Origin of the sequence: Pseudarthrobacter sp. fls2-241-R2A-168 (assembly GCF_030209335.1) — a bacterium.
Taxonomy (GTDB): Bacteria; Actinomycetota; Actinomycetes; order Actinomycetales; family Micrococcaceae; genus Arthrobacter.
Window position 1 is genome coordinate 97258 of sequence record NZ_JARVSG010000013.1, and the last position, 21261, is coordinate 118518.

Genomic DNA, 21261 nt, shown 5'->3' on the forward strand with positions numbered 1-21261 from the left:
CGGGATGTTCCGTTCTGCAGTCTGTGTAAAAGATATTTAGGCGTAGTGGCAGGCGACGTCGGAGCCGCCCACCGTGCGCAGGGTCGGGCGTTCGGTGGCGCAGAGCTCGGTGGCCAGCGGGCAGCGAAGACGGAAGGGGCAGCCGCCGGGTCCGGGCACCGCGGCCGCTCCCGTCCGCACCCCCAGGGACTCGCGGGCCTCCCGGCGCGCGGCCTGCTCGGCGGGCCGGGGTACCGGGGACGCGGCAACGAGGGCCTGGGTGAACGGGTGCCTGGGGTTATCGGTCACGGCAGCCGCTGGTCCGCTTTCCATCACCTGGCCTCGGTACAGGACCACAACGCGCTGGGCCAGGAACTGGACCACGGCGATGTCGTGCGCGATGAACAGGTAGCCCAGGCCGCGCTCGTCCCGCAGGTCGGCCAGGAGGTTCAGCACCTGGGCCTGGGTGGAGAGGTCCAGGGCGCTGACGGCTTCGTCGCAGACCACCAGCTTGGGGTCGCAGATCAGGGCGCGGGCCACGGAGATGCGCTGGCGCTGGCCGCCGGAGAACTGGCTGGGGTACCGGTCCACCGCCTCGCGGGGCAGGCCGACGCGTTCCAGCATGTCCTCGGCGCGCTGCCGCGCCTCCGCCGCACCTACGCCGCGGAGCCGGAGCGGTTCGGCCAGGGAGGAACCAATGGTGTTGCGCGGGTTCAGCGAGGAGTTGGGGTCCTGGAAGACGGCCCGCAGTTCACTTCCCAGGGCCCTGCGCTGGGAAGCCCCGGCGGAGGTGATGTCCTTGCCCTGGTACGTGATGGACCCGCCGGACACCTTCTGCAGGCCCAGGATCGCCTTGCCGACGGTCGATTTGCCGGAGCCGGACTCCCCCACCAGCCCCACGGTTTCCCCGGGGGCAATGCTGAAGCTGACGCGGTCCACGGCGGCGGGAGCGGCTGCTGCCTTGCGGCCCCGTCCGTAGCGGACCACCAGGTCCTTGACCTCCAGCAGGGGCTGGGCGGCGGCGGGCAGCGGCGCTTCGGGGCGGACCGAGGTTGTGGTGCTCATGCGGGATCCTTTTCAGCAGTTCGGGTTGCAGCAGCCGGGGCCTCAACCAGGTTCAGGATGTGGTGGCTGGGAACGTCCGAGGCCACCCAGTCCAGGCCTTCGACGGCGAGTTCGTCGGCCTTGACGCAGCGCACCACGCCGTCGCCGGTTCCGGAGGGAAGCAGCGGGATGGGGACCAGGCAGGCGGACCCGGCGAACTGGCAGCGGGCGGCGAACCGGCAGGTGCTGGGCCAGTCCTTGGGCTGCGGGACCTGTCCGCTGATGGTGGCGAGCCGCTCGGGCATGTCCGCTGCGTGGTTTGCGTGCGGATCCGCTGCGAGCAGGGCGAGGGTGTAGGGGTGGCGCGGGTTGTCCAGGATGCTGTCCGTGCGGCCGTTCTCCACCACCTCGCCGGCGTACATCACGGCCACCTGGTCGCAGAGGTCGGCCACCACGCCAAGATCGTGCGTCACCATTACTACGGACATTCCGGTCTCCTTCACCAGGGACCGGAGCAGCGAGAGGATCTCGGCCTGCACGGTGACGTCCAGCGCGGTGGTGGGCTCGTCAGCCACCAGCAGGCGGGGACGGCCGGCGAGCGCCAGGGCGATGGCCACGCGCTGGGCCATGCCGCCGCTGATCTGGTGCGGGTAGGTCTTGAGGATGCGGGCGGCGTCAACGATGCCCACCTTCTCCAGCAGGCCCAGGGCTTCGGCCTTCGCCTCGGCCCGGCCTATCCCGCGGAGGCGCCGGACGGTGGCGGTGAGCTGGTAGCCCACGGTGAACATGGGGTCCAGGGCGCGCATCGGTTCCTGCGAGATGAGGGCGATGCCGCGTCCGCGGATGCCTTCCATGTCCTTCTCGGTGGCCGCGGCCAGGTTCCGGCCGTTCCAGAGGATCTGGCCGCCGGTCACGGAAACCCCGGAGGGCAGCAGGCCCAGGAGCGACAGTGCCGTCATGGTCTTGCCGCAGCCGGATTCCCCCACCAAACCAAGGACGGTGCCGGGTTCGACGTCGAAGGAGACGTCCGTGACCAGGCGGACTCCCTTGCCGGCACCCGCAGCGTCGACGCCCACGGAGAGGTTGCGGACACTCAGGGTGTCCTTGGCGGCGTCCTGCGAAGCCGGTGCAGCAGCGGCGATCGCCGCGACCGCTTTCGCGCGCTGGCGCCGGGCTGACGCCGAGGGCAGGTGCGAGACGGTGGCGTTGGGCGCCTTGCCCAGGGCATTGCCGATGGCGTTGGCAGCCAAGACCGTCAGGGCCAGCACCGCGCCGGTGGGGACCATCAGCCAGGGGGCGTCGTAGACGTGCTGCGAGGCGCCCTGGATCATGCCGCCCCAGCTGGGCTGCGGGATGGGCGGGCCGAAGCCGATGAAGGCCAGCCCGGCCTGGATGAGCATGCCGACGGCGAAGATCAGGGCTGCCTGGACCACGATGGTGTTGGTCAGGCCGGGCAGCACGTGCCGCAGGCTGATGCCGGCCGTGCTGACGCCGTCCACCTTGGCCGCGTCAACGTAGAGCTGGGACTGCAGGGACTTGGCCTGGCCCAGCATCACCCGGTAGATGCCAGCGGAGATCAGCACGCCCAGGATGCCCATGATCAGCGGGATGTTGGTTCCCACGGCGCCGATGACGGCCAGGATGATCACCGTGCCGGGCAGGGACATCATGATTTCGGTGACGCGGCTGATGACGTTTTCCACGCGTTCACCGGCGGCTGCGGCCAGCATCGCCAGGAGGGTTCCGAGGCCGACGGCGACAATCACCGTGATCATGGACGTCCCCAGCGTGCCGGCCGCCGAAGCGAAGATGCGGCTCAGGAGGTCCCGGCCCAGTTCGTCGGTGCCGAGCCAGTGGGCGGCGGTGGGTCCGGACAGGACGGCGGTGAAGTCCTGGTCCTCGGTCTTGAAGGGCAGCCACAGCGGCGCGGTGAGGGAGGCAACCACCAGCACGGCCAGCCAGATCACTCCGGCGATGCTTGCGGGTGAGGCGAACAGCTTGCTGCGGGAGAATTTCCTGGCCGCGCTTTGGCGCGGGGCGGCCTTGGGAAGGACGGCAGCCGCCGTCGGCTCCGCTGCATCTGCAGGTGCGGGGGCAACGTTGGGAATCATGAGGCACGCAACTTCGGGTCGAGGAACTTGGTTGCGAGTTCCAGCACCAGGTTCACGGCGACCACCACCACGGTGGCGATCACTACGACGCCCTGGACGGACGGGGCGTCATGGGTGCTGACGGAGTTCTGGACGGCCTGGCCCAGGCCCGGCATGGCGAACAGCTGCTCGGCGATGACCGAACCGCCAAAGAGCTGGATGAACTGCAGCGCGATGCCGGCCACGATGGGGAGGCTGGCGTAGCGCAGGGCGTGGATGTAAAGGATTTTCCAGGTGGGGGTGGCTGTGGCGCGGAGGGTCCGGATGTGTTCCTGCTGGAGCGCCTCGAGCATGGAGGCCCTGGTCTGGCGGGCGATGAACGCTCCGCCGCCCACGGCCAGGGTGATTACCGGCAGTGCCAGGGACAATGCCCAGTCCTGGGGTGAAACCTCGAACGGGACGTAGCCGGTGGCCGGGAAGACTGAGGACTGGACGGCCAGGAGGTAGACGAAGATGATGCCGATCCAGAACGCCGGAAGGGCTACGGCCATGCCGGCCACACCACCAATGATGCGGTCCACGGTTCCGCCGCGGACAGCCGCGGTGACGCCCAGGGCGATGCCGAGGACTGCGCTGAGGAGCGTGGCGCCGGCGGCCAGCGAGGCCGTGACGGGGAGCCTGCTGGCCAGGTCCGCGCTGACGGAACGGCCGTCGATGAGCGAGATGCCGAGGTCCCCCTGGACTGCGGCGCCGAGCCAGCTGATGAACTGGACCAGGAGCGGATCGTTCCAGCCGAGGCGCTGGTTGACTTCGTCGATGGCTTCCTGGGAGGCGCCGGCGCCGAGGGACACGGCGCCCGGGCTGCCGGGCATTGCGTGCACCAGCAGGAATGCCAGTACCGCAACCACCAGCACGGTGGCCAGCGCCATCAGCAGGCGCTTGGTGATGAATAGTGCCATGGTGACCTCCATCGGTCAGGCCCTGCCGGGCGGGCCCTCCTCCTTGGTTGGGAGTGCCCGCCCGGCAGGTGCGGGTATCAGCTGGCCGGCTTGTAGGACGAGAGGAGCGGGTAGGCGTTGGTTCCGGCGAACTCCACCGGCGCCACCTTCTTGGTGTTGTAGCCCTGGTTGGTGAGGGCCTCGTACAGCGGGATCATCCAGCCGGATTCCACCAGGCGGTTGTTCAGCTTGGTGGCGGCGGCCTTGACGGCGGCATCGTCCTTCGCGGCGGCCAGCTCGCCGGTGGCTGCGCTGAGCTGCTCGTCGGTGGCTTTCTGCACGTTGGTGAAACCGTTCAGGATGGCGCCGTACATCACGCCCACGGGGTTGTCCCAGTTCAGCGGCGCGTAGCCCAGGGGCGTGGTGGCGACGGCGGCGAAGGCTTCGTCCGTGGACGAGGCCATCTTCACGTTCATGGTGATGCCGACGGCGGCGAGGTCCTTCTGGACGGCCTGCAGGTCCGTCTGGGTCTGGGCGCTGGCGATGATGGTGAAGTCGAAGCCGTTCGGGTAGCCGGCTTCGGCCAGCAGGCTCTTGGCCTTCCCGGGGTTGTAGGCGAACGTGGTTTCGATGTCCTTGCTGAAGCCTGCGGAGTCCTTGGGCAGGGCGTTCCAGGCCGGGATGTCACCCTTGTGCAGGGCATCCACCAATGCCTGGCGGTTAATGGCGTACTGGATGGCCTGGCGGACCTTTTCCTCGGCGAATGCGGGGGCGGTCTTGCCGATCTTGTCGAAGGAAATCATGGTGTTGACGGTCCCGCCGATCTGGGACACGCCCACACCCTTGGACTTGGCGAAGTCAACCGTGGAGGAGGTCAGCATGGCCACGTCCGCCTGGCCGGAGACCAGGGCGTTGGCGCGGGCCTGGGGGTCCTGGACCACGCTGAAGATCACCTTTTTGAAGGCGTACTTGGAGGCTTCGGGGCTCTTCTCGTTCTTCACCAGCACGTACTTGTTGCCCTTCACAGTGGAGGCATCCAGGGTGTAGGGGCCTGAACCGTCAGGGGTGGCGGCGAGGCTGGCGGAGTCAGTGACGCCGTTCTTGCCCACGATCATGCCTGTGGTGGATGCCAGGTTCTTTTCGAAGCCCGGCTGCGGCGCGGCGAAGGTCAGGGCCACCTGGGTGGGGCTGACCGCGTCCACGGACGTGATTTCCTGCGCGCCGCCCTTGGCGACGGCGGAGTAGGCGCTGAGCGCAGGATCGGACCGGCGGTCCAGGTTGGCCTTGACCAGTTCGGCGTCGAGCTTGGAGCCGTCCGTGAAGTTCACGCCGTCCTTGAGGGTGAGCGTCAGGATGGTGTTGTCCCCGTTGTAGCTGAACTCCTTGGCCAGGCCCGGGCCTGCCGAGCCATCGGGCTGCAGCGTCATCAGGCTCTCGTAAAGGCCCTCGAAGAACTGCCGCTGGGCGGCTGAAACCCGCAGCGGATCGAAGCCGAACGAGGCCGAGTCACTGTCGATGGCGAGCGTCAGGGAGCTGGTGTCTGCCTTGGCGGTGGCCTGGCTGGAGCCGCCGCCGCAGGCGGTCAGCGATCCCAGCAGGAGCGCTCCGGCCAGAACGGCGGAGCTCGCACGGGCGGTGGAGTTCAGGAGTTTCATGTAGTGCGCCTTTGCATTCTGATGTGACAACGGAGGGAATGTCTTGGGGCTGGCTGCTGGCCGGCTCCTTCCAAGCATCAAGCGGTGGCTGCAGGCGCTCACATGAGAATGTCATTGATTGAAAAAGTATTGTGGCCCCGGTCACGCGGGCGGTCAGGATGGAAAGCCAGGGCAGAGAGGCCCCGTGCGCTGTACGTCGGCGCTGAACCGAAAGGAACTACATGACCACCGCATCAGCATTCCCGCAGGACTTCCTCTGGGGCGTCGCCACGGCCGGGCACCAGGTGGAGGGGAACAACGTCAACAGCGACACCTGGTTCCTCGAACACCTTCCGGGCAGCATGTTCTCCGAGCCGTCCGGGGATGCCGTGGACCACTATCACCGCTACCGCGAGGACATCGCCCTGATCGCCGACCTCGGGTTCACCAGCTACCGCTTTTCCATCGAGTGGGCGCGCGTTGAGCCGGAGGAGGGGCTGTTCTCGCAGGCCGAACTGGACCATTACCGCCGCATGCTGGAGGCTTGCCACGAGCGAGGCCTCACCCCCGTGGTGACGTTCCACCACTTCACGTCCCCGCGCTGGCTCCTGGCCTTGGGCGGGTGGGAGGGCCCGCGCACCGCTGAGCTCTTTGCCCGCTACTGCGACCGGGTGATGGCGCACCTGGGCGACCTGATCGGCGTCGCATGCACCCTGAACGAACCCAACCTGCCGTGGCTGCTGGAGTCCTTCGGCATCGGCGGCGTGGCCCCGGAAAACCGCGGTTCAGTACCCGTGTGGGCGGCGGCAGCCGAACGCCTTGGCGTCGACGCCAGCACCGTTGCCCCGTTCCAGTTCTGCTCCACGGAGGCCGGGTTCGAGGTGAAGCTGGCGGCGCACCGGGCGGCTACCGCAGCGATCAAGGCACACCGGCCGGAGCTGCTGGTGGGCTGGACGCTTGCCAACTCCGACATTCAGTCCATCGACGGCGGCGAGGAACTTGCGGAAAAGGTCCGCCGCGGCGTGAACGAGCGCTTCCTCGAGGCGTCACGCGGCGACGACTTTGTGGGCATCCAGACCTACGGCCGCACCGTCTACGGCCCGGACGGGCACGCAGCGGCGCCCGAAGGGGTTCCCACGAACCAGATGGGCGAGGAGATCTACCCGCAGGCCCTCGAAGCCACCATTCGGGAAGCCCACCGGATCGCGGGCATTCCCGTGATGGTCACGGAAAACGGCCTGGCCACCGAGGACGACGCCCAGCGGGTGGACTACCTGCGTACCGCGGTGGACTGCGTGGCCTCCTGCCTGGCGGACGGCATCGACGTCTGCGGCTACATCGCCTGGACGGCCTTCGACAATTTCGAGTGGGTGTTCGGCTACGGGCCGAAGTTCGGCCTCATCGCCGTAAACCGCGAAACCCAGGAACGGACGCCCAAGGAGAGCGCCCACTGGCTGGGCCGGCACGCGCAGCTGTGCACAGCTCAGGCAAACGACGCCGAGGTCAGCAGGGCACCCCAGCCGGCCTGACCGCCGTCGTGCATTCCACCGGCGCCCGGTGCACGTCCGCCTCACCGTGAACGGAACCGGTGAGGACCTCCACAACGGCGAGCTGGCCGGTGGTGTCCGGGACGCCGGGGAACTGGACCTGCGGCTCCTCAGCCGGCACCACCGGCTGGGGAGCCGCTGCGCGCATGCGGTAAAGGGCGATGGCGGAGATCAGGAACCAGGCCACGTTGGTGACCACGGAAGGCCAGGCCTCGTGGAGGGTGCCGTTGATGATGAAGGCGACGGCGCCGAACAGGTTTGCGGTCTGGAAGCCTTTGCCGGCCTTCAGCCAGCCCATGGAAACGGCGAGGTAGGCAGTGAGGATCGCAACCGCGCCGGCCCACCCGGCGATTTCCCACAGCAGTTCCATGGTGTCCTTTCAGGGCCTGCCAGCCGGAGCCGGGCAGGGGTGATGAGGGTTTTGAAGGTTGGTTGTGCCGGACAAACCGTTGACTCGAGCCCGGGAGGGCGAGGACCTCGTTTGTGGGTCGGCGGGATAATCATACCTGCCGGAAGGGGCGGGTAACTCCACCTCTGCGACTGCCGCCTTCAGCCCTCCACAGCGTGGATCCTGCAGGCCAGCGCGTGTGACTGTCCCGGCGCCAGGACAACCAGGTCCTGGCCGGAATTGAAGGCATCGGGCGGGCAGGTCATGGGCTCAACAGCGAGCCCTTTCCGGCCCCGCAGCTCCCCTGAGTAGAGCTGCAGCCAGGGGGCATCCGTACCCGTTGATTCCACCACCGCCGAAAGCTGCCGGGCCGGGTGCCGCAGCCGGACGTCCCATGTCCCCTCGGGGAGGGCAGTGAAGGCGTGGTCGAGTTGCTGCCCAGCCAGTAAGCGGGCCTGGGAGAAGTCGAAGTCCGTGCCCGTGATGTCGCGGAGCTCGGTGGGCTGGAGTTTTTCATCCGTCATCAGAACCTTGCCCCCAGGGAAGGTCAGCTCACATGTGGAGATGTTCTCGCCGCCCACGGTGATGTAGGGGTGGGAGCCGCAGCCATAGGGGGCGGGGGCGGTTCCCTGGTTCCTGGCCCCGAGTTCGATGGTCAACCCGGTTTCGGCGTCCAGGGCGTAACGGGCCGTCAGCGCGAGCTGGAACGGGTAACCCGGTTCGCCGTGCAGCAGGTGCGTCAGCATCACCTCGGCATCCGAGCGCCGTTCCACCTGCCAGGCATTCCACAGGGCCAGCCCATGCAGGGCGCTGCCGGTGCCCGCCTCGTTCACCGGCAGTTCGAAACGCTGCCCGGCAAAGCTGTAGGCGCCGCCAGCCACCCTGTTCGGCCAGGGCATCAGCACCTTTCCTGCATAGGCCGGGGGCAGTTCGTCCGCCGGGAAGGGCAGGACAAGGTCCGTGCCACCGAAGGACATGCTCACCAGCCCGGCCCCCACACTCGCGACAGTTGCCTCGTAGTCCCCCGCGCGAAGGACGGTCAGCTCACCGTTGGGAGAGGTCCTGGATGACATGGGTGTTCCCTTTCGAAAAGCCGGACTCAAGCCGCGGGCGGCGCGGTGGAGTCTCGGACGATCACCTGCGTGGCCAGCTCAACGCGGCGGGAATCCAGGACCTCGCCGCGGGCCTGGCGGAGCAATGACCGCAATGCGGTCCGGCCCATTTCCTCAAGCGGCTGGGACACTGAGGTGAGGGCGGGGACCGACTCCTCGCCCTGGATTGTGCCGTCGAAACCGATGAGGCTCAGCTGCTCGGGGATCCTGACTCCCTGGCGGGCTGCTTCGCCCAGGACACCCAACGCGATGCTGTCGCTCGCGGCAAAGATGGCCGTTGGCCGCTGGTCCAGCTTGAGCAGGGCCTGCAGCCCCGCAGTTCCGCTGTCGCGGCGGAACCTGCCGCCGGAAACGATGTACTGGGGATCCACAGGGACGCCGTGTGCCGTCAGGGCGGCCATATAGCCGTGCAGCCGCGCCTGGTTGCATTCAGCCTGTTCGATGCCGCCGATGTAGGCGATGCGCCGGTGCCCCAGCTCCAGCAGGTGTTCGGTTGCGGACTTGCCGCCTGCCCAGTTGGTGGCACCGACGCTGACCACGTCCGCCGGGGGCGGGTTGAGCGGGTCAATCACGACGACGGGCAGCTTGCGGCGTCGGAACGCCTGCAGTTGCGCCTCGCCGAAGGCTGATGTCACCACAATCATTCCCGCCCTGCCCTCGTCCACCATCCGCTGGGCACGCCGCTCAGGGCTTTGCGCCGTGGAAGCCATGCCCGATGCCGCCGGCCCGGTGGCGCTGATGAGGACTTCAACGTCTGCTTTCGCGGCGAACTGCAATATGCCGTCAAGGACTTCAACGGTGTAGGCGGCGGTGAGCACGTCCACCACCACCTCCACGACAGTGCTGGTCTTCGTTGCGGTGCGGCGCTGCAGGGGCGACTGGTACCCGGCCTGTTCAAGTGCGGCAAGGACCCGCGCACGGGTTTCAGGCGCCACGTCCTCCCGGCCGTTCACCACTTTGGAAACCGTGGGTGTTGAAACCCCGGCCTGCAGGGCAACAGCTGCCAGGGTGGTTTTTTCCGGCCGCACATTTGTAGCCAAGGGTCAGTCCCGTCTTTCGAAATATTTCGATAGGTTCAATACTGCATCGAAGAGAGCAACGGCGTCAACGGTGCAGTAAATCCAGCGCAATATCGCAGGAACGCCCCCTTGACTGTGATGCGCCTCACCGTTAGATTTGCTTCACCGGTCGCAAGCTTTTCGAAAAGTTTCGAATATTGCCAGTGCGGCCCAGAACCGAATTGATGCAGGCATCCGCTTCGAAGCCGAGGTGCATGCCCGCGTTACACGTTACCGGGACCCAGCGTTGAGCCCGGAGGATGAACGGAAGCGAAATGAACATTCGAAAGTTGCGCTCGGCAGCCATGGCAATTTCCGCTGCGGGAGTGGCAATCAGCCTGGCCGCCTGCGGTTCTGCAGGTCCTGCCGGTTCAAACGTGAGCAGTGACGCGGCCACCATGTGGGGTCTTACCGGCGGCAACCAGCCGGTCCTGCAGAAGTCCGTGGACGACTGGAACCAGGCAAATCCGGACAAGTCGATCAAGCTCGACTTCTTCGCCAACGATGCTTACAAAACCAAGGTCCGCACCGCCGTCGGTGCCGGCGAAGGCCCCACCTTCATCTACGGCTGGGGCGGCGGCGTACTGAAGTCGTACGTGGACGCCGGTCAGGTGGATGACCTGTCCGGTTTCCTGAAGGACAACCCGGAGGTCAAGGACCGCTATCTTCCCTCTGTACTGAAGAACGGCGAGGTGGACGGCAAAACCTACGCCCTGCCGAACAACAACGTGCAGCCCGTGGTCCTCTATTACAACAAGGAAGCCTTCGACAAGGCGGGCGCGCAGCCCCCCAAGACCTGGGACGAACTGATGGCCCTCGTGCCGAAATTCAAGGACGCCGGCATCGCCCCGTTCTCGCTCGGCGGGCAGTCAAAGTGGCCGGACCTGATGTGGCTTGAGTACCTCGTCGAGCGCATCGGCGGACCGGAAGTCTTCGCCAACATCGCGGCCAATAAGCCCGGCGCGTGGTCAGACCCGGCAGTAAAAGAGGCACTCACAAAGATCCAGGAGCTGGTTGACGCCGGCGGATTCATCAACGGCTTCTCGTCCATTGCCGCGGACAGCAACGCTGACCAGGCTCTCATGTACACGGGCAAGTCAGCCATGATCCTGCAGGGCGGCTGGATCTACCAGGGCATGAAGAAGGATGCTGCGGACTTCGTCAAGAGCGGCAAGCTTGGCTACACCACGTTCCCCACGGTGCCCGGGGGCAAGGGCGACCCCGCCAACGTGGTGGGCAACCCGTCCAACTTCTGGTCCATCTCCGCCAAAGCAACGGACGCCCAGAAGAAGGCCGCCCTGGACTACGTCAAGGACGGGATGTTCACCGATGCCAACACCGATGCCCTGATCAACTCCGGAGCCGTGCCCGTGGTCCAAGGCATCGAAAGCAAACTCGAAGCCTCGCCGGACAAGGATTTCCTGACGTTCGTCTACGGGCTGGCCAAGAACGCCCCCAGCTTTACGCTCTCCTGGGACCAGGCGCTGAGCCCGGCGCAGGGTGATGCGATGCTCTCCAACCTGGACCAGATCTTCCTGAAGAAGATCACCCCGGAACAGTTCATCACCACGATGAACGCCACGGTGGGGAAGTAGGGACCGTGGCATCTCCAGTTACTGCTGGCCGAGGGGTCCGCGACGCGGGCCCCTCGGGGTGGCTGGCCGCTCCGGCGCTGATCTTCTTCCTCGTATTTGCGGTGGTCCCGCTCATCGGGGTGGTCTTCCTGAGCTTCACCAGCTGGAACGGCCTGGGCGAAATCAAACTGGACGGACTGTCCAGCTGGACCACCGTCCTGACCGATCCCGTGACAGGCAACGCCCTGGTAGTGACGGCCAAGATCATGTTCTTCTCGTTCATCGTCCAGGCACCGGTCAGCCTGCTCCTGGGCGTCTTCACGGCGGGCGCCCAGAAATACCGTGCCGCCCTGGCCGTGCTCTACTTCCTGCCCCTGCTGCTCTCCTCCGCCGCAGTTGCCATCGCCTTCAAAGCCCTGCTGGATCCGAACTTCGGCCTGGGCCCGGGGTTCGGGCTTCCCGCCCTGGCCCAGGACTGGCTCGGGAATTCGGACCTGGTGCTGTTCGTGGTGGTCTTCGTCATCGCGTGGCAGTTTGTTCCCTTTCACACGCTGATTTACCAGGGAGGCGTGCGGCAGATCCCGGCGTCGCTCTATGAGGCAGCAGAGATTGACGGCGCCGGACGGTTCCGGCAGTTCTGGAGCATCACGCTGCCCCAGCTGAAGTACACGATCATCACCTCGTCCACCCTGATGGTGGTGGGAAGCCTGGCGTACTTCGACCTCATTTTCGTGCTCACCGGCGGAGGACCCGGCTACAGCACCCGGCTGCTCCCGCTGCACATGTACCTGACGGGGTTCAAAGCCAACGACATGGGAGCGGCGAGCGCCCTGGGCGTGATGCTCGTTGTCATCGGCCTCGGACTGGCTTTGTTGCTGCAGCGCCTGGGCGGCAAAAACCGTAATGCAAGCCAATTGGAAGGTGCCTGATGGCGTCCACAACACAACTCCCGGTTCCGCCTTCCCCGGCCGCCAGCCGCGTCGCAGCAGCACCTGTTACCCGCACCAAGGGGCCGGGACGGCTGCGTCCGAACCTTTTGGGCGGCCTGGGAGGTTGGCTCTGGCTCGCGATCATCATCGTCCCGATCTATTACGTGGTGATTACCAGCTTCAAGAACCAGGCAGGCTTTTTTACGTCCAACCCGATGCTTCCGTCAACGGAGCCGACGCTGGACAACTACAAGCTGGTACTGGAGAACAATTTTGTCCGCTACTTCACCAACAGTCTGATCGTCACGCTTGGCACGGTGCTTCCGGCCCTGCTGGTGTCCTTTATGGCCGCCTACGCAATCGTCCGCGGCAGGGGCCGGTTCCTGTCCATGACGAACAACCTGTTCCTCCTGGGCCTGGCCATCCCGCTCCACGCCACCATCATCCCCATCTACTGGATGATCACCCGGGCGCACCTGTATGACACCCTGCTCGCCCTGATCCTGCCATCCGTGGCGTTTGCCATCCCGGTCAGCGTGCTCATCCTGTCCAACTTCATGCGCGATGTCCCGAACGAGTTGTTTGAATCGATGCGGCTGGATGGCTGCTCGGACTGGGCCATGATGTGGCGGCTCGCCCTCCCCATGACCAAACCGGCGGTCATCACTGTGGGTATCTATAACGCCCTGCATGTCTGGAACGGCTTCCTCTTCCCGTTGATCCTGACCCAAAGCCCCGCCACCAGGGTCCTGCCGTTGTCGCTCTGGACTTTCCAGGGAGAGTTCAGCGTCAATATCCCCGCGATCCTGGCCTCCGTGGTCCTGGCCACGCTCCCCCTCCTGGTGATTTACGTCGTCGCGCGCCGCCAGCTGCTCGCCGGCCTCACCGCCGGCTTCAGCAAGTAGAAAGGAACTTTCATGACCACCGAAAAGCCCCTGCGCGTCGGCATGGTGGGCTATGCCTTTATGGGTGCCGCCCACTCCCACGCCTGGCGCACCGCACCGCGGTTCTTTGATCTGCCGCTGCAGCCCCAGCTGGCCGCGGTGGCCGGAAGGAATGCCGACGGCGTCCGGGCCGCCGCGGACAAGCTCGGCTGGGAGTCGGTTGAGACAGACTGGCGGCGCCTGATCGAGCGGGACGACATCGACCTGATCGATATCTGCACGCCGGGCGATACCCATGCCGAGATTGCGATCGCCGCCCTGGAGGCCGGCAAGCATGTGCTGTGCGAGAAGCCGCTGGCCAATTCCGTGGAGGAGGCAGAGAGGATGACCCTGGCGGCGGAATCCGCCGCCAAGCAGGGCGTGGCCTCGATGTGCGGCTTCAGCTACCGGCGCACCCCCGCCCTGGCGCTGGCCAAGCGGTTCGTGGAACAGGGGAGGCTGGGCGAGATCCGGCACGTCCGCGCGCAATATCTGCAGGACTGGCTCTCGGACGAAAATGCCCCCATGACGTGGCGGCTGGACAAGAGCAAGTCCGGGTCCGGCTCCCTGGGCGATATCGGAGCGCACAGCATCGACGCCGCTCAATGGGTCACCGGGCTGAACATCACCGGCGTCTCGGCACTGCTCGAAACGTTCGTGCCGGAGCGGCCGCTCGCCGGGGACCTCGTGGGCCTGGGCGGGCACGGCGACCTCAGCAACGACACTCCCCGCGGCAGCGTCACGGTGGACGATGCGGCCATCTTCAGTGCCCGCTTTGAAGACACAAAGTTCGACGGCGGTGCTGCTTCCGCGGGAGCCATTGGCGTCTTCGAAGCCACCCGCTACGCGCTGGGCCGGAAGAACGCCATGCGCCTGGAGGTCAACGGCAGCAAGGGGTCACTGGCCTTCGACTTCGAGGACATGAACGTCCTGTCCTTCTACGACGCAGCCGAATCCCCCGACGCCGGCTTCCGCAAGATCTACGTCACCGAGCCCGAGCACCCCTACGTCGGCAACTGGTGGCCGACCGGTCACGGGCTGGGGTATGAACACGGCTTCACCCACCAGGTGGTGGACCTGGTCACGGCCATTGGCGAAGGCCGCCAGCCGGAACCATCGTTCGCCGATGCCCTGCAGGTCCAGCGCGTCCTGGCAGCCGTGGAGTCCAGCGCCGCCAACTCCAGCCAGTGGCAGAAAGTCTAGAAACGATGACACGACCAATCACTCTTTTCACCGGCCAGTGGGCCGACCTGCCGTTTGAGGAGGTGGCCCGGCTCGCCGGCGAGTGGGGCTTTGACGGGCTGGAGATCGCCTGCTGGGGAGACCACCTGGACCCGCGACGGGCGGCGGAGGACGACAACTACCTCCAGGGCCGGCTGGACATCCTGGAAAAGAACAACCTCCAGGTCTTCGCCATCGCCAACCACCTCACCGGCCAGGCCGTCTGCGACGACCCCATCGACGAACGCCACCAGGGCATCCTGTCCGCCGAAATCTGGGGCAACGGCGATCCGGAGGGAGTCCGCGCCCGGGCCGCCGAGTCGATGAAGGACACCGCACGGGCCGCGGCCCGGCTCGGCGTGAAAACCGTCACCGGGTTCACCGGGTCCTCCATCTGGAAGGCCGTCGCGATGTTCCCGCCCGCCCCGGAGTCAATGATCGACGCCGGCTACCGGGACTTTGCGGACCGCTGGAACCCCATCCTTGACGTCTTCGAGGAAGAGGGTGTCCGGTTCGCGCTGGAGGTCCACCCCTCCGAGATCGCCTACGACTACTGGACCACCAAACGCACCCTGGAAGCCATCGGGCACCGCAGCAGCTTCGGGCTGAACTTCGACCCCTCCCACTTCATCTGGCAGGACCTGGACCCCGTGATGTTCCTGCAGGACTTCGCCGAACACATCCTCCACGTCCACGTGAAGGAGTCCGTCCGCCAGCTCGATGGCCGCAACGGACGGCTGGGCTCACACCTCGCGTGGGCGGATCCCCGCCGCGGCTGGGACTTCGTCACGGCAGGCCACGGCGACGTGCAGTGGAACCGCATCTTCCGGACCCTGAACGCGATCGGCTATGACGGCCCCACCAGCATCGAGTGGGAGGACGCCGGCATGGACCGCCTCGTCGGCGCACCGCAGGCGCTGGCCATGGTGCAGGAACTGGGCCGGATCGCCCCGCCCGCAGCAGCCTTCGACGCCGCCTTCTCCAGCCGCTGACCCGACCTGTGCCGGCAAAAACAAAAGCCGGCAGCCAACCAAAGGAAACCCAATGACAGAACCCAAAAATGCCCTGGTGGTCCGCGGCGGCTGGGACGGCCACCAGCCGTACGAGGCCACCGAGCTGTTCATCCCCTATCTCAAGGACAACGGCTACGACGTCCGCGTGGAGGAATCCCCGAAGGTTTACGCGGATGCCGAATACATGGCCGGCGTGGACCTGATCATGCAGTGCATGACCATGACCACCATCGAAAAGGACGAGTTCGCCGGGCTGCGGACGGCGGTGGAAAACGGCACCGGCCTGGCCGGTTGGCACGGCGGGATCGCCGATTCCTACCGGAACAACTCCGACTACCTGCACCTGATCGGCGGCCAGTTCGCCTGCCACCCGGGCAAGCACCCGGACGAGTGCATCGGCGAGCAGTCGGACAACTACGTGCCCTACACCGTGAACATGCTGCCCGCAGCCGCGGAGCATCCCATCACCCGGGGCATCAAGGACTTCGACCTGGTCACCGAACAGTACTGGGTCCTCTCCGACGACTACATCGACGTCCTCGCCACCACCGCCCAAAAGGTCCGGGAATGGGACCCCTGGAACCGCGAAGTCACCTCCCCCGCCATCTGGACCCGCCAATGGGGCAAGGGCCGCATCTTCGTCGCCACCCCCGGCCACCGGGTCGAAATCCTCCAGGACACCAACGTCCGCACCATCATCGAAAGGGGCCTGCTGTGGGCAAGCCGTTGAAAGTAGGAATCATTGGCTGCGGCGCCATCATCGCGCAGTACCTCACCAACTTCCGCAAGCTCCAGGACCTCGAACTTGTAGCGGTGGCGGACCTGGATCCCGCTCGCGCCCAGGCTGTGGCTGAGCAGTACGACGGCGTCCGCGCCGTTTCCGTGGACGAACTCCTCGCCGCGGACGACGTCGAACTGGTCCTGAACCTCACCATCCCCGCAGCGCACGCCGAGGTGGCGCTGAAGGCCATCGCAGCGGGCAAGAGCGTGTACGGCGAGAAGCCCCTCGCCGCCACCGCCGCGGAGGCACGCACGGTGCTGGAGGCAGCGCGGGAGGCCGGCGTCGTCGTCGGCTGCGCGCCTGACACGGTACTGGGCACCGGCATCCAGACCGCCCGCAAGGCGATCGATGACGGCCTGATCGGCGCACCCATCTCCGCCTCCGCCACTATGGTGACCCCCGGCCACGAGCGCTGGCACCCGAACCCGGACTTCTACTACCAGCCCGGCGGCGGGCCGCTCCTGGACATGGGCCCCTACTACGTCACGGCCCTGGTGACCCTGCTGGGCCCGGTGGTCTCGGTGACGGGCGCGGCGAGCCACACGCGCAGCGAACGGACCATCGGCTCCGGTCCCCGGCAGGGCGAAAAGGTCCCCGTTGCGATCGACTCCCACGTCACCGGCGTCCTGACGCACGCTTCCGGCGCGCTCTCCACCCTGTTCATGAGCTTCGACGCCGTGAAGTCCAAGTCCCCGAACATTGAGATCCACGGCGAACACGGCTCCCTGGTGGTGCCGGACCCCAACCATTTCGACGGCGACGTCCAGCTGTTCTCCCTGGGCGCCGATGCGTGGGAGACCCTCCCCGTGTCCGCCGGCTACGTTGACTCAGGGCGCGGCTTCGGCATCGCCGACCTCGCCGCCACCCCGGAAGGTGCCGAGCCCCGCGCGGGCGGCACCCTGGCCTTCCATGTCCTTGAGGTGATGGAGTCAGTGCTGGAGTCGGCCCACACCGGTTCCTCAGTGCGCATCAGCAGCACAGTAGAGCGGCCTGCCGGCGTCGAATTGACCGTCCTTACGGGGGACGTGCGCGAACTCCAGGCGCAGGAGGCTGCTTCCTAGCCAAAGCGCCGGCTTGCGCCCAGCCGGGCAGGGTCCGTGAAAGCGGTCCCTGCCCGGCATTGTGCTGTGTCAGGTCCGCAGGTTCCGGGACTCTGGACAACTCCGCCGGGCCGTAGCACGATCTGAAGTGTGACCTCCAGCCCCCTCTCCGACGCCCGCCTCCGTGAGCTTACGGATCTTCGCCGCGTCAAGGACCGGATCGACCGGGAATATGCGCAGCCGCTGGACGTCGAGTCCCTGGCCCGCGGCGTCCACATGTCCGCCGGGCACCTGAGCCGCCGCTTCAAGGCTGCGTACCAGGAATCGCCCTACAGCTACCTCATGACCCGGCGCATCGAGCGGGCCATGGCGCTGCTCCGCCGCGGTGACCTTTCCGTCACGGACGTGTGTTTCGCCGTCGGCTGTTCCTCGCTGGGAACCTTCAGCACCCGCTTCACGGAGCTTGTGGGTATGCCGCCCAGCGTCTACAAACAGGAGGCAGAAATGTCGACGGCGGGCATTCCCGCGTGCGTGGCGAAACAGGTCACCAGACCGGTCAGGAATCGAGAAGCGCCCGTGCAGGAGCCGCAACTAGCATGACTGCCATGAACAAGATCAGCATTTCCTCAACCTTCCTTCCGCACACCGATCCCGACGCCTCCCTGGCGTTCTACCGCGACGCCCTGGGCTTCGAGGTCCGTAACGATGTTGGCCGCGGCACCATGCGCTGGATCACGGTGGGCCCTGCAGGGCAGCCGGATGTTTCCATCGTCCTGCACCCGCCGGCCGTGGATCCCGGCATCACCGACGACGAACGCCGCACCATCGCCGAAATGATGGCCAAGGGCACCTACGCCACCGTGATCCTGTCCGCCCCGGACGTGGACGCCGCGTTCGCCTCGGTGGAGGCCACCGGAGCCGACGTGGTCCAGGAACCCGTTGACCAGCCCTACGGAATCCGCGACTGCGCCTTCCGCGACCCGGCCGGCAACACCGTCCGCATCAACCAGCAGCCCTGAGCTGCGAGGATAGGAACCAGCGGCACGAGGGGGAGGCTGCGGGCGCGGCCTACCCCTCGCAGGACATATTGCAGCCCGACAGATGGAGACCCGATGAGCACGGACACCAGTACCGCCACGAACACCGATCCCCAGACCAACGGGCTGCACGTTGCCGACACCCACGACCTGATCCGGGTGCAGGGGGCACGGGAAAACAACCTCAAGGACGTCAGCGTTGAGCTGCCCAAGCGCCGGCTGACAGTGTTCACGGGTGTGTCCGGTTCGGGCAAGAGCTCCCTGGTGTTCGCCACCATCGCCGCCGAGTCGCAGCGCATGATCAATGAAACCTACAGTGCGTTCGTACAGGGCTTTATGCCCTCGTTGGCCCGGCCCGAGGTGGACTTCCTGGAAGGGCTCACCACGGCCATCATCGTGGACCAGGAGCGGATGGGCGCCAACCCGCGCTCCACCGTGGGCACCGCCACCGACGCGAATGCCATGCTGCGTATCCTCTTCAGCAGGCTCGGCTCACCATACGGCGGCCCGCCGACAGCGTTTTCCTTCAACGTGCCCACCCGCAAGGCCAGCGGCGTGATGTCCACGGAGAAAAGTGAAGGCCGGGTGGAGAAGGCCGTGGTCCAGCAGGCCGTCTACCTGGGCGGCATGTGCCCGCGCTGCGAGGGCATGGGCGCCGTCAGCGATATTGACCGCACGGCGCTGTACGACGACGAAAAGTCCCTGGGCGAGGGAGCGCTGCTTGTTCCGGGGTACTCGATGGACGGCTGGTACGGGCGCCTGTTCGAGGGTATGGGCCTGCCGATGGACAAGCCCATTGCGAAGTTCACCAAGAAACAGCTGGAGACCATGCTGTACGCGGAGCCCACCAAGATCAAGGTGGAGGGCGTCAACCTGACCTTCGAGGGCATCATCCCGAAGATCCAGAAGTCCATGCTGTCCAAGGACCCCGAGGCGATGCAGCCGCACGTGCGCCGGTTCGTGGAGCGCGCCGTGACGTTCCAGACGTGCCCCGAGTGTGAGGGGACCCGGCTGACGCAGCAGGCGCTGTCCTCCAGGATCAACGGGAAGAACATCGCCGAGCTCTGCCAGATGCAGATCAGCGATCTCGCCGAGTGGATCCGCAGCCTCAAGGACCCCTCCGTGGCTCCCCTGCTCAAGGGCCTGCAGCACCTGCTTGACTCGTTCTCCGACATCGGACTGGGCTACCTCAGCCTGGACCGCCCGGCCGGGACGCTCTCCGGCGGCGAGGCCCAGCGCACCAAGATGATCCGGCACCTCGGTTCCTCCCTCACCGACGTCACATATGTCTTTGACGAACCCACCATTGGGCTGCACCCGCACGACATCGAGCGCATGAACCAGCTGCTGCTCCAGTTGCGGGACAAGGGCAACACCGTGCTGGTAGTGGAGCACAAGCCGGAAACCATTGCGATCGCGGACCACATTGTTGACCTCGGGCCCGGTGCCGGCACCACGGGCGGCACCGTCTGTTACGAGGGCACAGTGGAGGGCCTGCGGTCCAGCGACACCATCACGGGGCGCCACCTCGGGGACCGGGCGTCCCTCAAGGAAACGGTCCGGAAAGCATCCGGAGCGCTCGAGGTGCGCGGGGCGTCAACGCACAACCTGCAGGCGGTCGACGTCGACATTCCCCTGGGCGTGTTGACGGTGGTGACGGGCGTAGCCGGCTCGGGCAAGAGTTCGCTGATCCACGGTTCGGTGGCCAAGCGCGAGGGCGTGGTGGTCATCGACCAGGGCGCCATCAAGGGCTCCCGGCGCAGCAACCCGGCCACCTACACGGGCATGCTGGAGCCCATCCGCAAGGCCTTCGCAAAGGCCAACGGGGTGAAGCCGGCGCTGTTCAGCTCCAACTCCGAGGGCGCCTGCCCCACCTGCAACGGCGCCGGCGTCATCTTCACCGAGCTGGGTGTGATGGCCACGGTGGAGTCGCCGTGCGAGGACTGCGAGGGCCGCCGCTTTCAGGCATCAGTGCTGGAATACACCCTCGGCGGGAAGAACATCGCCGACGTTCTGGCCATGTCCGTCACGGAGGCCGCCGCCTTCTTCGCCGAAGGCGAAGCCAAAACGCCGGCGGCACGCACAGTCCTTAACCGGCTCGCGGACGTCGGCCTGGGCTACCTCAGCCTCGGCCAGCCGCTCACCACACTGTCCGGCGGCGAGCGCCAGCGGCTCAAGCTCGCCACCCAGATGGCCGAAAAGGGCGACGTTTATGTCCTGGACGAGCCCACCACGGGCCTGCACCTCGCCGACGTGGAGAACCTGCTGGGCCTGCTGGACCGGCTGGTTGATTCCGGCAAGTCCGTGATCGTCATCGAGCACCACCAGGCGGTAATGGCGCACGCTGACTGGATCATCGACCTGGGGCCGGGAGCAGGGCACGACGGCGGGCGGATCGTTTTCGAGGGCACTCCGGCTGAGCTGGTGGCTGACGCCTCCACCCTCACCGGCAAGCACCTGGCGGCCTACGTGGGTGGTTGAGCCTGCGGAACCCAAGGCAGGTTGTTGCTGTCAGGAAATCGCGGGATCGAGAAGCCATGCGAGTGCCTCATCACGGGACGTGAAGAAGCGTGTGGGGCATGGCAGGGCCTGCCGTTCAATGGTGAAGTTGGCAATGATGCGGTCCACCGGACTTGAGCCAAGCAAGGCAATCCGCGACGCTGCACAGGGGATCTGGAAGGCGGACTTGGCCTGGCGGGTCACTGCCTTGGTAACCCCCATGTCCACCAGCATCGGGTATTCGGACCCTGCGGAAATGTCATTGACCTTGTCCATCGCCGCGTGCACGTCATCGCTTTCCAGGACGATCCCGGGTTGCCAGACAAGGTGAATGATTCCGTCGGCGCCGAGTCTTACGGTGCCCTTGCCGCCGTCAACAGCGATTGGTTCCAATTTCTGCTCCCCCAATAGTTCCGATCAGCGATCTCTGCGCCTACATCAAACTACGCTGGCG

The 21261-nt window shown here is 66.3% G+C and carries 19 protein-coding genes; 11 read left to right on the plus strand and 8 right to left on the minus strand.

Annotated features, from left to right (window positions below; all coding sequences use genetic code 11):
• Positions 1–36 precede the first annotated feature (36 nt).
• The 4 genes from QRN11_RS09730 to QRN11_RS09745 form a co-directional block, all read right to left on the minus strand.
• Positions 37–1044 carry an oligopeptide/dipeptide ABC transporter ATP-binding protein gene (locus QRN11_RS09730; protein WP_285250804.1) on the minus strand — a complete coding sequence of 336 codons (1008 nt, stop codon included), beginning with the start codon at positions 1042–1044 and terminating at the stop codon, positions 37–39.
• Complete coding sequence (locus tag QRN11_RS09735) at positions 1041–3134, minus strand: dipeptide/oligopeptide/nickel ABC transporter permease/ATP-binding protein (protein ID WP_285250805.1); 2094 nt, start codon at positions 3132–3134, stop codon at positions 1041–1043. Before QRN11_RS09735 ends, QRN11_RS09730 begins: the two co-directional genes overlap by 4 nt.
• Complete coding sequence (locus QRN11_RS09740) at positions 3131–4084, minus strand: ABC transporter permease (RefSeq protein ID WP_142058509.1); 954 nt, start codon at positions 4082–4084, stop codon at positions 3131–3133. The genes QRN11_RS09735 and QRN11_RS09740 overlap by 4 nt, the downstream gene beginning before the upstream one ends.
• A gap of 65 nt (positions 4085–4149) precedes the next feature.
• Positions 4150–5706: an ABC transporter substrate-binding protein gene (locus QRN11_RS09745; protein WP_285250806.1), complete on the minus strand. Its 1557-nt coding sequence runs from the start codon at positions 5704–5706 to the stop codon at positions 4150–4152.
• 221 nt (positions 5707–5927) lie between these two features.
• Between QRN11_RS09745 and QRN11_RS09750 the strand changes: the two genes are divergently transcribed.
• On the plus strand, positions 5928–7214 hold the full coding sequence (locus QRN11_RS09750; RefSeq protein WP_285250807.1) for a glycoside hydrolase family 1 protein: 1287 nt from the start codon (positions 5928–5930) through the stop codon (positions 7212–7214).
• Here QRN11_RS09750 and QRN11_RS09755 read toward each other — a convergent pair.
• The 3 genes from QRN11_RS09755 to QRN11_RS09765 form a co-directional block, all read right to left on the minus strand.
• Positions 7189–7602, minus strand: a complete 414-nt coding sequence (locus QRN11_RS09755; RefSeq protein ID WP_285250808.1) for a CBU_0592 family membrane protein — start codon at positions 7600–7602, stop codon at positions 7189–7191. The genes QRN11_RS09750 and QRN11_RS09755 overlap by 26 nt on opposite strands.
• A 179-nt stretch (positions 7603–7781) precedes the next feature.
• Entirely contained in the window at positions 7782–8693 is a 912-nt protein-coding gene (locus QRN11_RS09760) for an aldose-1-epimerase (RefSeq protein ID WP_285250809.1), read from the minus strand.
• A gap of 26 nt (positions 8694–8719) precedes the next feature.
• Positions 8720–9772, minus strand: a complete 1053-nt coding sequence (locus tag QRN11_RS09765; protein ID WP_091419056.1) for a LacI family DNA-binding transcriptional regulator — start codon at positions 9770–9772, stop codon at positions 8720–8722.
• Between the two features lie 293 nt (positions 9773–10065).
• On the opposite strand from QRN11_RS09765, the gene QRN11_RS09770 reads away from it, so the two are divergent.
• The 10 genes from QRN11_RS09770 to QRN11_RS09815 all read left to right on the plus strand — a co-directional run bounded on the left by QRN11_RS09770 (position 10066) and on the right by QRN11_RS09815 (position 20789).
• Positions 10066–11385 carry an extracellular solute-binding protein gene (locus tag QRN11_RS09770; RefSeq protein WP_091419055.1) on the plus strand — a complete coding sequence of 440 codons (1320 nt, stop codon included), beginning with the start codon at positions 10066–10068 and terminating at the stop codon, positions 11383–11385.
• Positions 11386–11390: 5 nt separating this feature from the next.
• Positions 11391–12293 carry a carbohydrate ABC transporter permease gene (locus tag QRN11_RS09775; RefSeq protein ID WP_142058499.1) on the plus strand — a complete coding sequence of 301 codons (903 nt, stop codon included), beginning with the start codon at positions 11391–11393 and terminating at the stop codon, positions 12291–12293.
• Positions 12293–13198 carry a carbohydrate ABC transporter permease gene (locus QRN11_RS09780; RefSeq protein WP_285250810.1) on the plus strand — a complete coding sequence of 302 codons (906 nt, stop codon included), beginning with the start codon at positions 12293–12295 and terminating at the stop codon, positions 13196–13198. Before QRN11_RS09775 ends, QRN11_RS09780 begins: the two co-directional genes overlap by 1 nt.
• A gap of 12 nt (positions 13199–13210) precedes the next feature.
• Positions 13211–14419, plus strand: coding sequence for a Gfo/Idh/MocA family protein (locus QRN11_RS09785; RefSeq protein ID WP_285250811.1), 1209 nt, complete (start codon positions 13211–13213; stop codon positions 14417–14419).
• Positions 14420–14424: 5 nt separating this feature from the next.
• Entirely contained in the window at positions 14425–15429 is a 1005-nt protein-coding gene (locus tag QRN11_RS09790) for a sugar phosphate isomerase/epimerase family protein (protein ID WP_285250812.1), read from the plus strand.
• Positions 15430–15481: 52 nt separating this feature from the next.
• Positions 15482–16180 (plus strand): ThuA domain-containing protein, encoded by a 699-nt coding sequence (locus QRN11_RS09795; protein WP_285250813.1) that lies wholly within the window; start codon positions 15482–15484, stop codon positions 16178–16180.
• On the plus strand, positions 16165–17292 hold the full coding sequence (locus QRN11_RS09800; protein WP_285250814.1) for a Gfo/Idh/MocA family protein: 1128 nt from the start codon (positions 16165–16167) through the stop codon (positions 17290–17292). Before QRN11_RS09795 ends, QRN11_RS09800 begins: the two co-directional genes overlap by 16 nt.
• A 129-nt stretch (positions 17293–17421) precedes the next feature.
• A complete protein-coding gene (locus QRN11_RS09805; protein ID WP_285250815.1) occupies positions 17422–17871 on the plus strand; it encodes a helix-turn-helix transcriptional regulator in 450 nt (149 codons plus the stop codon).
• Positions 17868–18290 carry a VOC family protein gene (locus tag QRN11_RS09810; protein ID WP_142058484.1) on the plus strand — a complete coding sequence of 141 codons (423 nt, stop codon included), beginning with the start codon at positions 17868–17870 and terminating at the stop codon, positions 18288–18290. Before QRN11_RS09805 ends, QRN11_RS09810 begins: the two co-directional genes overlap by 4 nt.
• A gap of 93 nt (positions 18291–18383) precedes the next feature.
• Positions 18384–20789: an ATP-binding cassette domain-containing protein gene (locus QRN11_RS09815; protein WP_285250816.1), complete on the plus strand. Its 2406-nt coding sequence runs from the start codon at positions 18384–18386 to the stop codon at positions 20787–20789.
• Between the two features lie 30 nt (positions 20790–20819).
• On the opposite strand, the gene QRN11_RS09820 is transcribed toward QRN11_RS09815, so the two are convergent.
• Entirely contained in the window at positions 20820–21200 is a 381-nt protein-coding gene (locus QRN11_RS09820) for a DUF7793 family protein (RefSeq protein ID WP_285250817.1), read from the minus strand.
• Between the last annotated feature and the right edge of the window lie 61 nt (positions 21201–21261).

Excerpts from the sequence above, each read along its gene's own strand:
- QRN11_RS09730 (WP_285250804.1), bottom strand. The coding sequence starts at position 1,044 with ATGAGCACCACAACCTCGGTCCGCCCCGAAGCGCCGCTGCCCGCCGCC.
- QRN11_RS09735 (WP_285250805.1), bottom strand. The coding sequence starts at position 3,134 with ATGATTCCCAACGTTGCCCCCGCACCTGCAGATGCAGCGGAGCCGACG.
- QRN11_RS09740 (WP_142058509.1), bottom strand. The coding sequence starts at position 4,084 with ATGGAGGTCACCATGGCACTATTCATCACCAAGCGCCTGCTGATGGCG.
- QRN11_RS09745 (WP_285250806.1), bottom strand. The coding sequence starts at position 5,706 with ATGAAACTCCTGAACTCCACCGCCCGTGCGAGCTCCGCCGTTCTGGCC.
- QRN11_RS09750 (WP_285250807.1), top strand. The coding sequence starts at position 5,928 with ATGACCACCGCATCAGCATTCCCGCAGGACTTCCTCTGGGGCGTCGCC.
- QRN11_RS09755 (WP_285250808.1), bottom strand. The coding sequence starts at position 7,602 with ATGGAACTGCTGTGGGAAATCGCCGGGTGGGCCGGCGCGGTTGCGATC.
- QRN11_RS09760 (WP_285250809.1), bottom strand. The coding sequence starts at position 8,693 with ATGTCATCCAGGACCTCTCCCAACGGTGAGCTGACCGTCCTTCGCGCG.
- QRN11_RS09770 (WP_091419055.1), top strand. The coding sequence starts at position 10,066 with ATGAACATTCGAAAGTTGCGCTCGGCAGCCATGGCAATTTCCGCTGCG.
- QRN11_RS09780 (WP_285250810.1), top strand. The coding sequence starts at position 12,293 with ATGGCGTCCACAACACAACTCCCGGTTCCGCCTTCCCCGGCCGCCAGC.
- QRN11_RS09785 (WP_285250811.1), top strand. The coding sequence starts at position 13,211 with ATGACCACCGAAAAGCCCCTGCGCGTCGGCATGGTGGGCTATGCCTTT.
- QRN11_RS09790 (WP_285250812.1), top strand. The coding sequence starts at position 14,425 with ATGACACGACCAATCACTCTTTTCACCGGCCAGTGGGCCGACCTGCCG.
- QRN11_RS09795 (WP_285250813.1), top strand. The coding sequence starts at position 15,482 with ATGACAGAACCCAAAAATGCCCTGGTGGTCCGCGGCGGCTGGGACGGC.
- QRN11_RS09810 (WP_142058484.1), top strand. The coding sequence starts at position 17,868 with ATGACTGCCATGAACAAGATCAGCATTTCCTCAACCTTCCTTCCGCAC.
- QRN11_RS09815 (WP_285250816.1), top strand. The coding sequence starts at position 18,384 with ATGAGCACGGACACCAGTACCGCCACGAACACCGATCCCCAGACCAAC.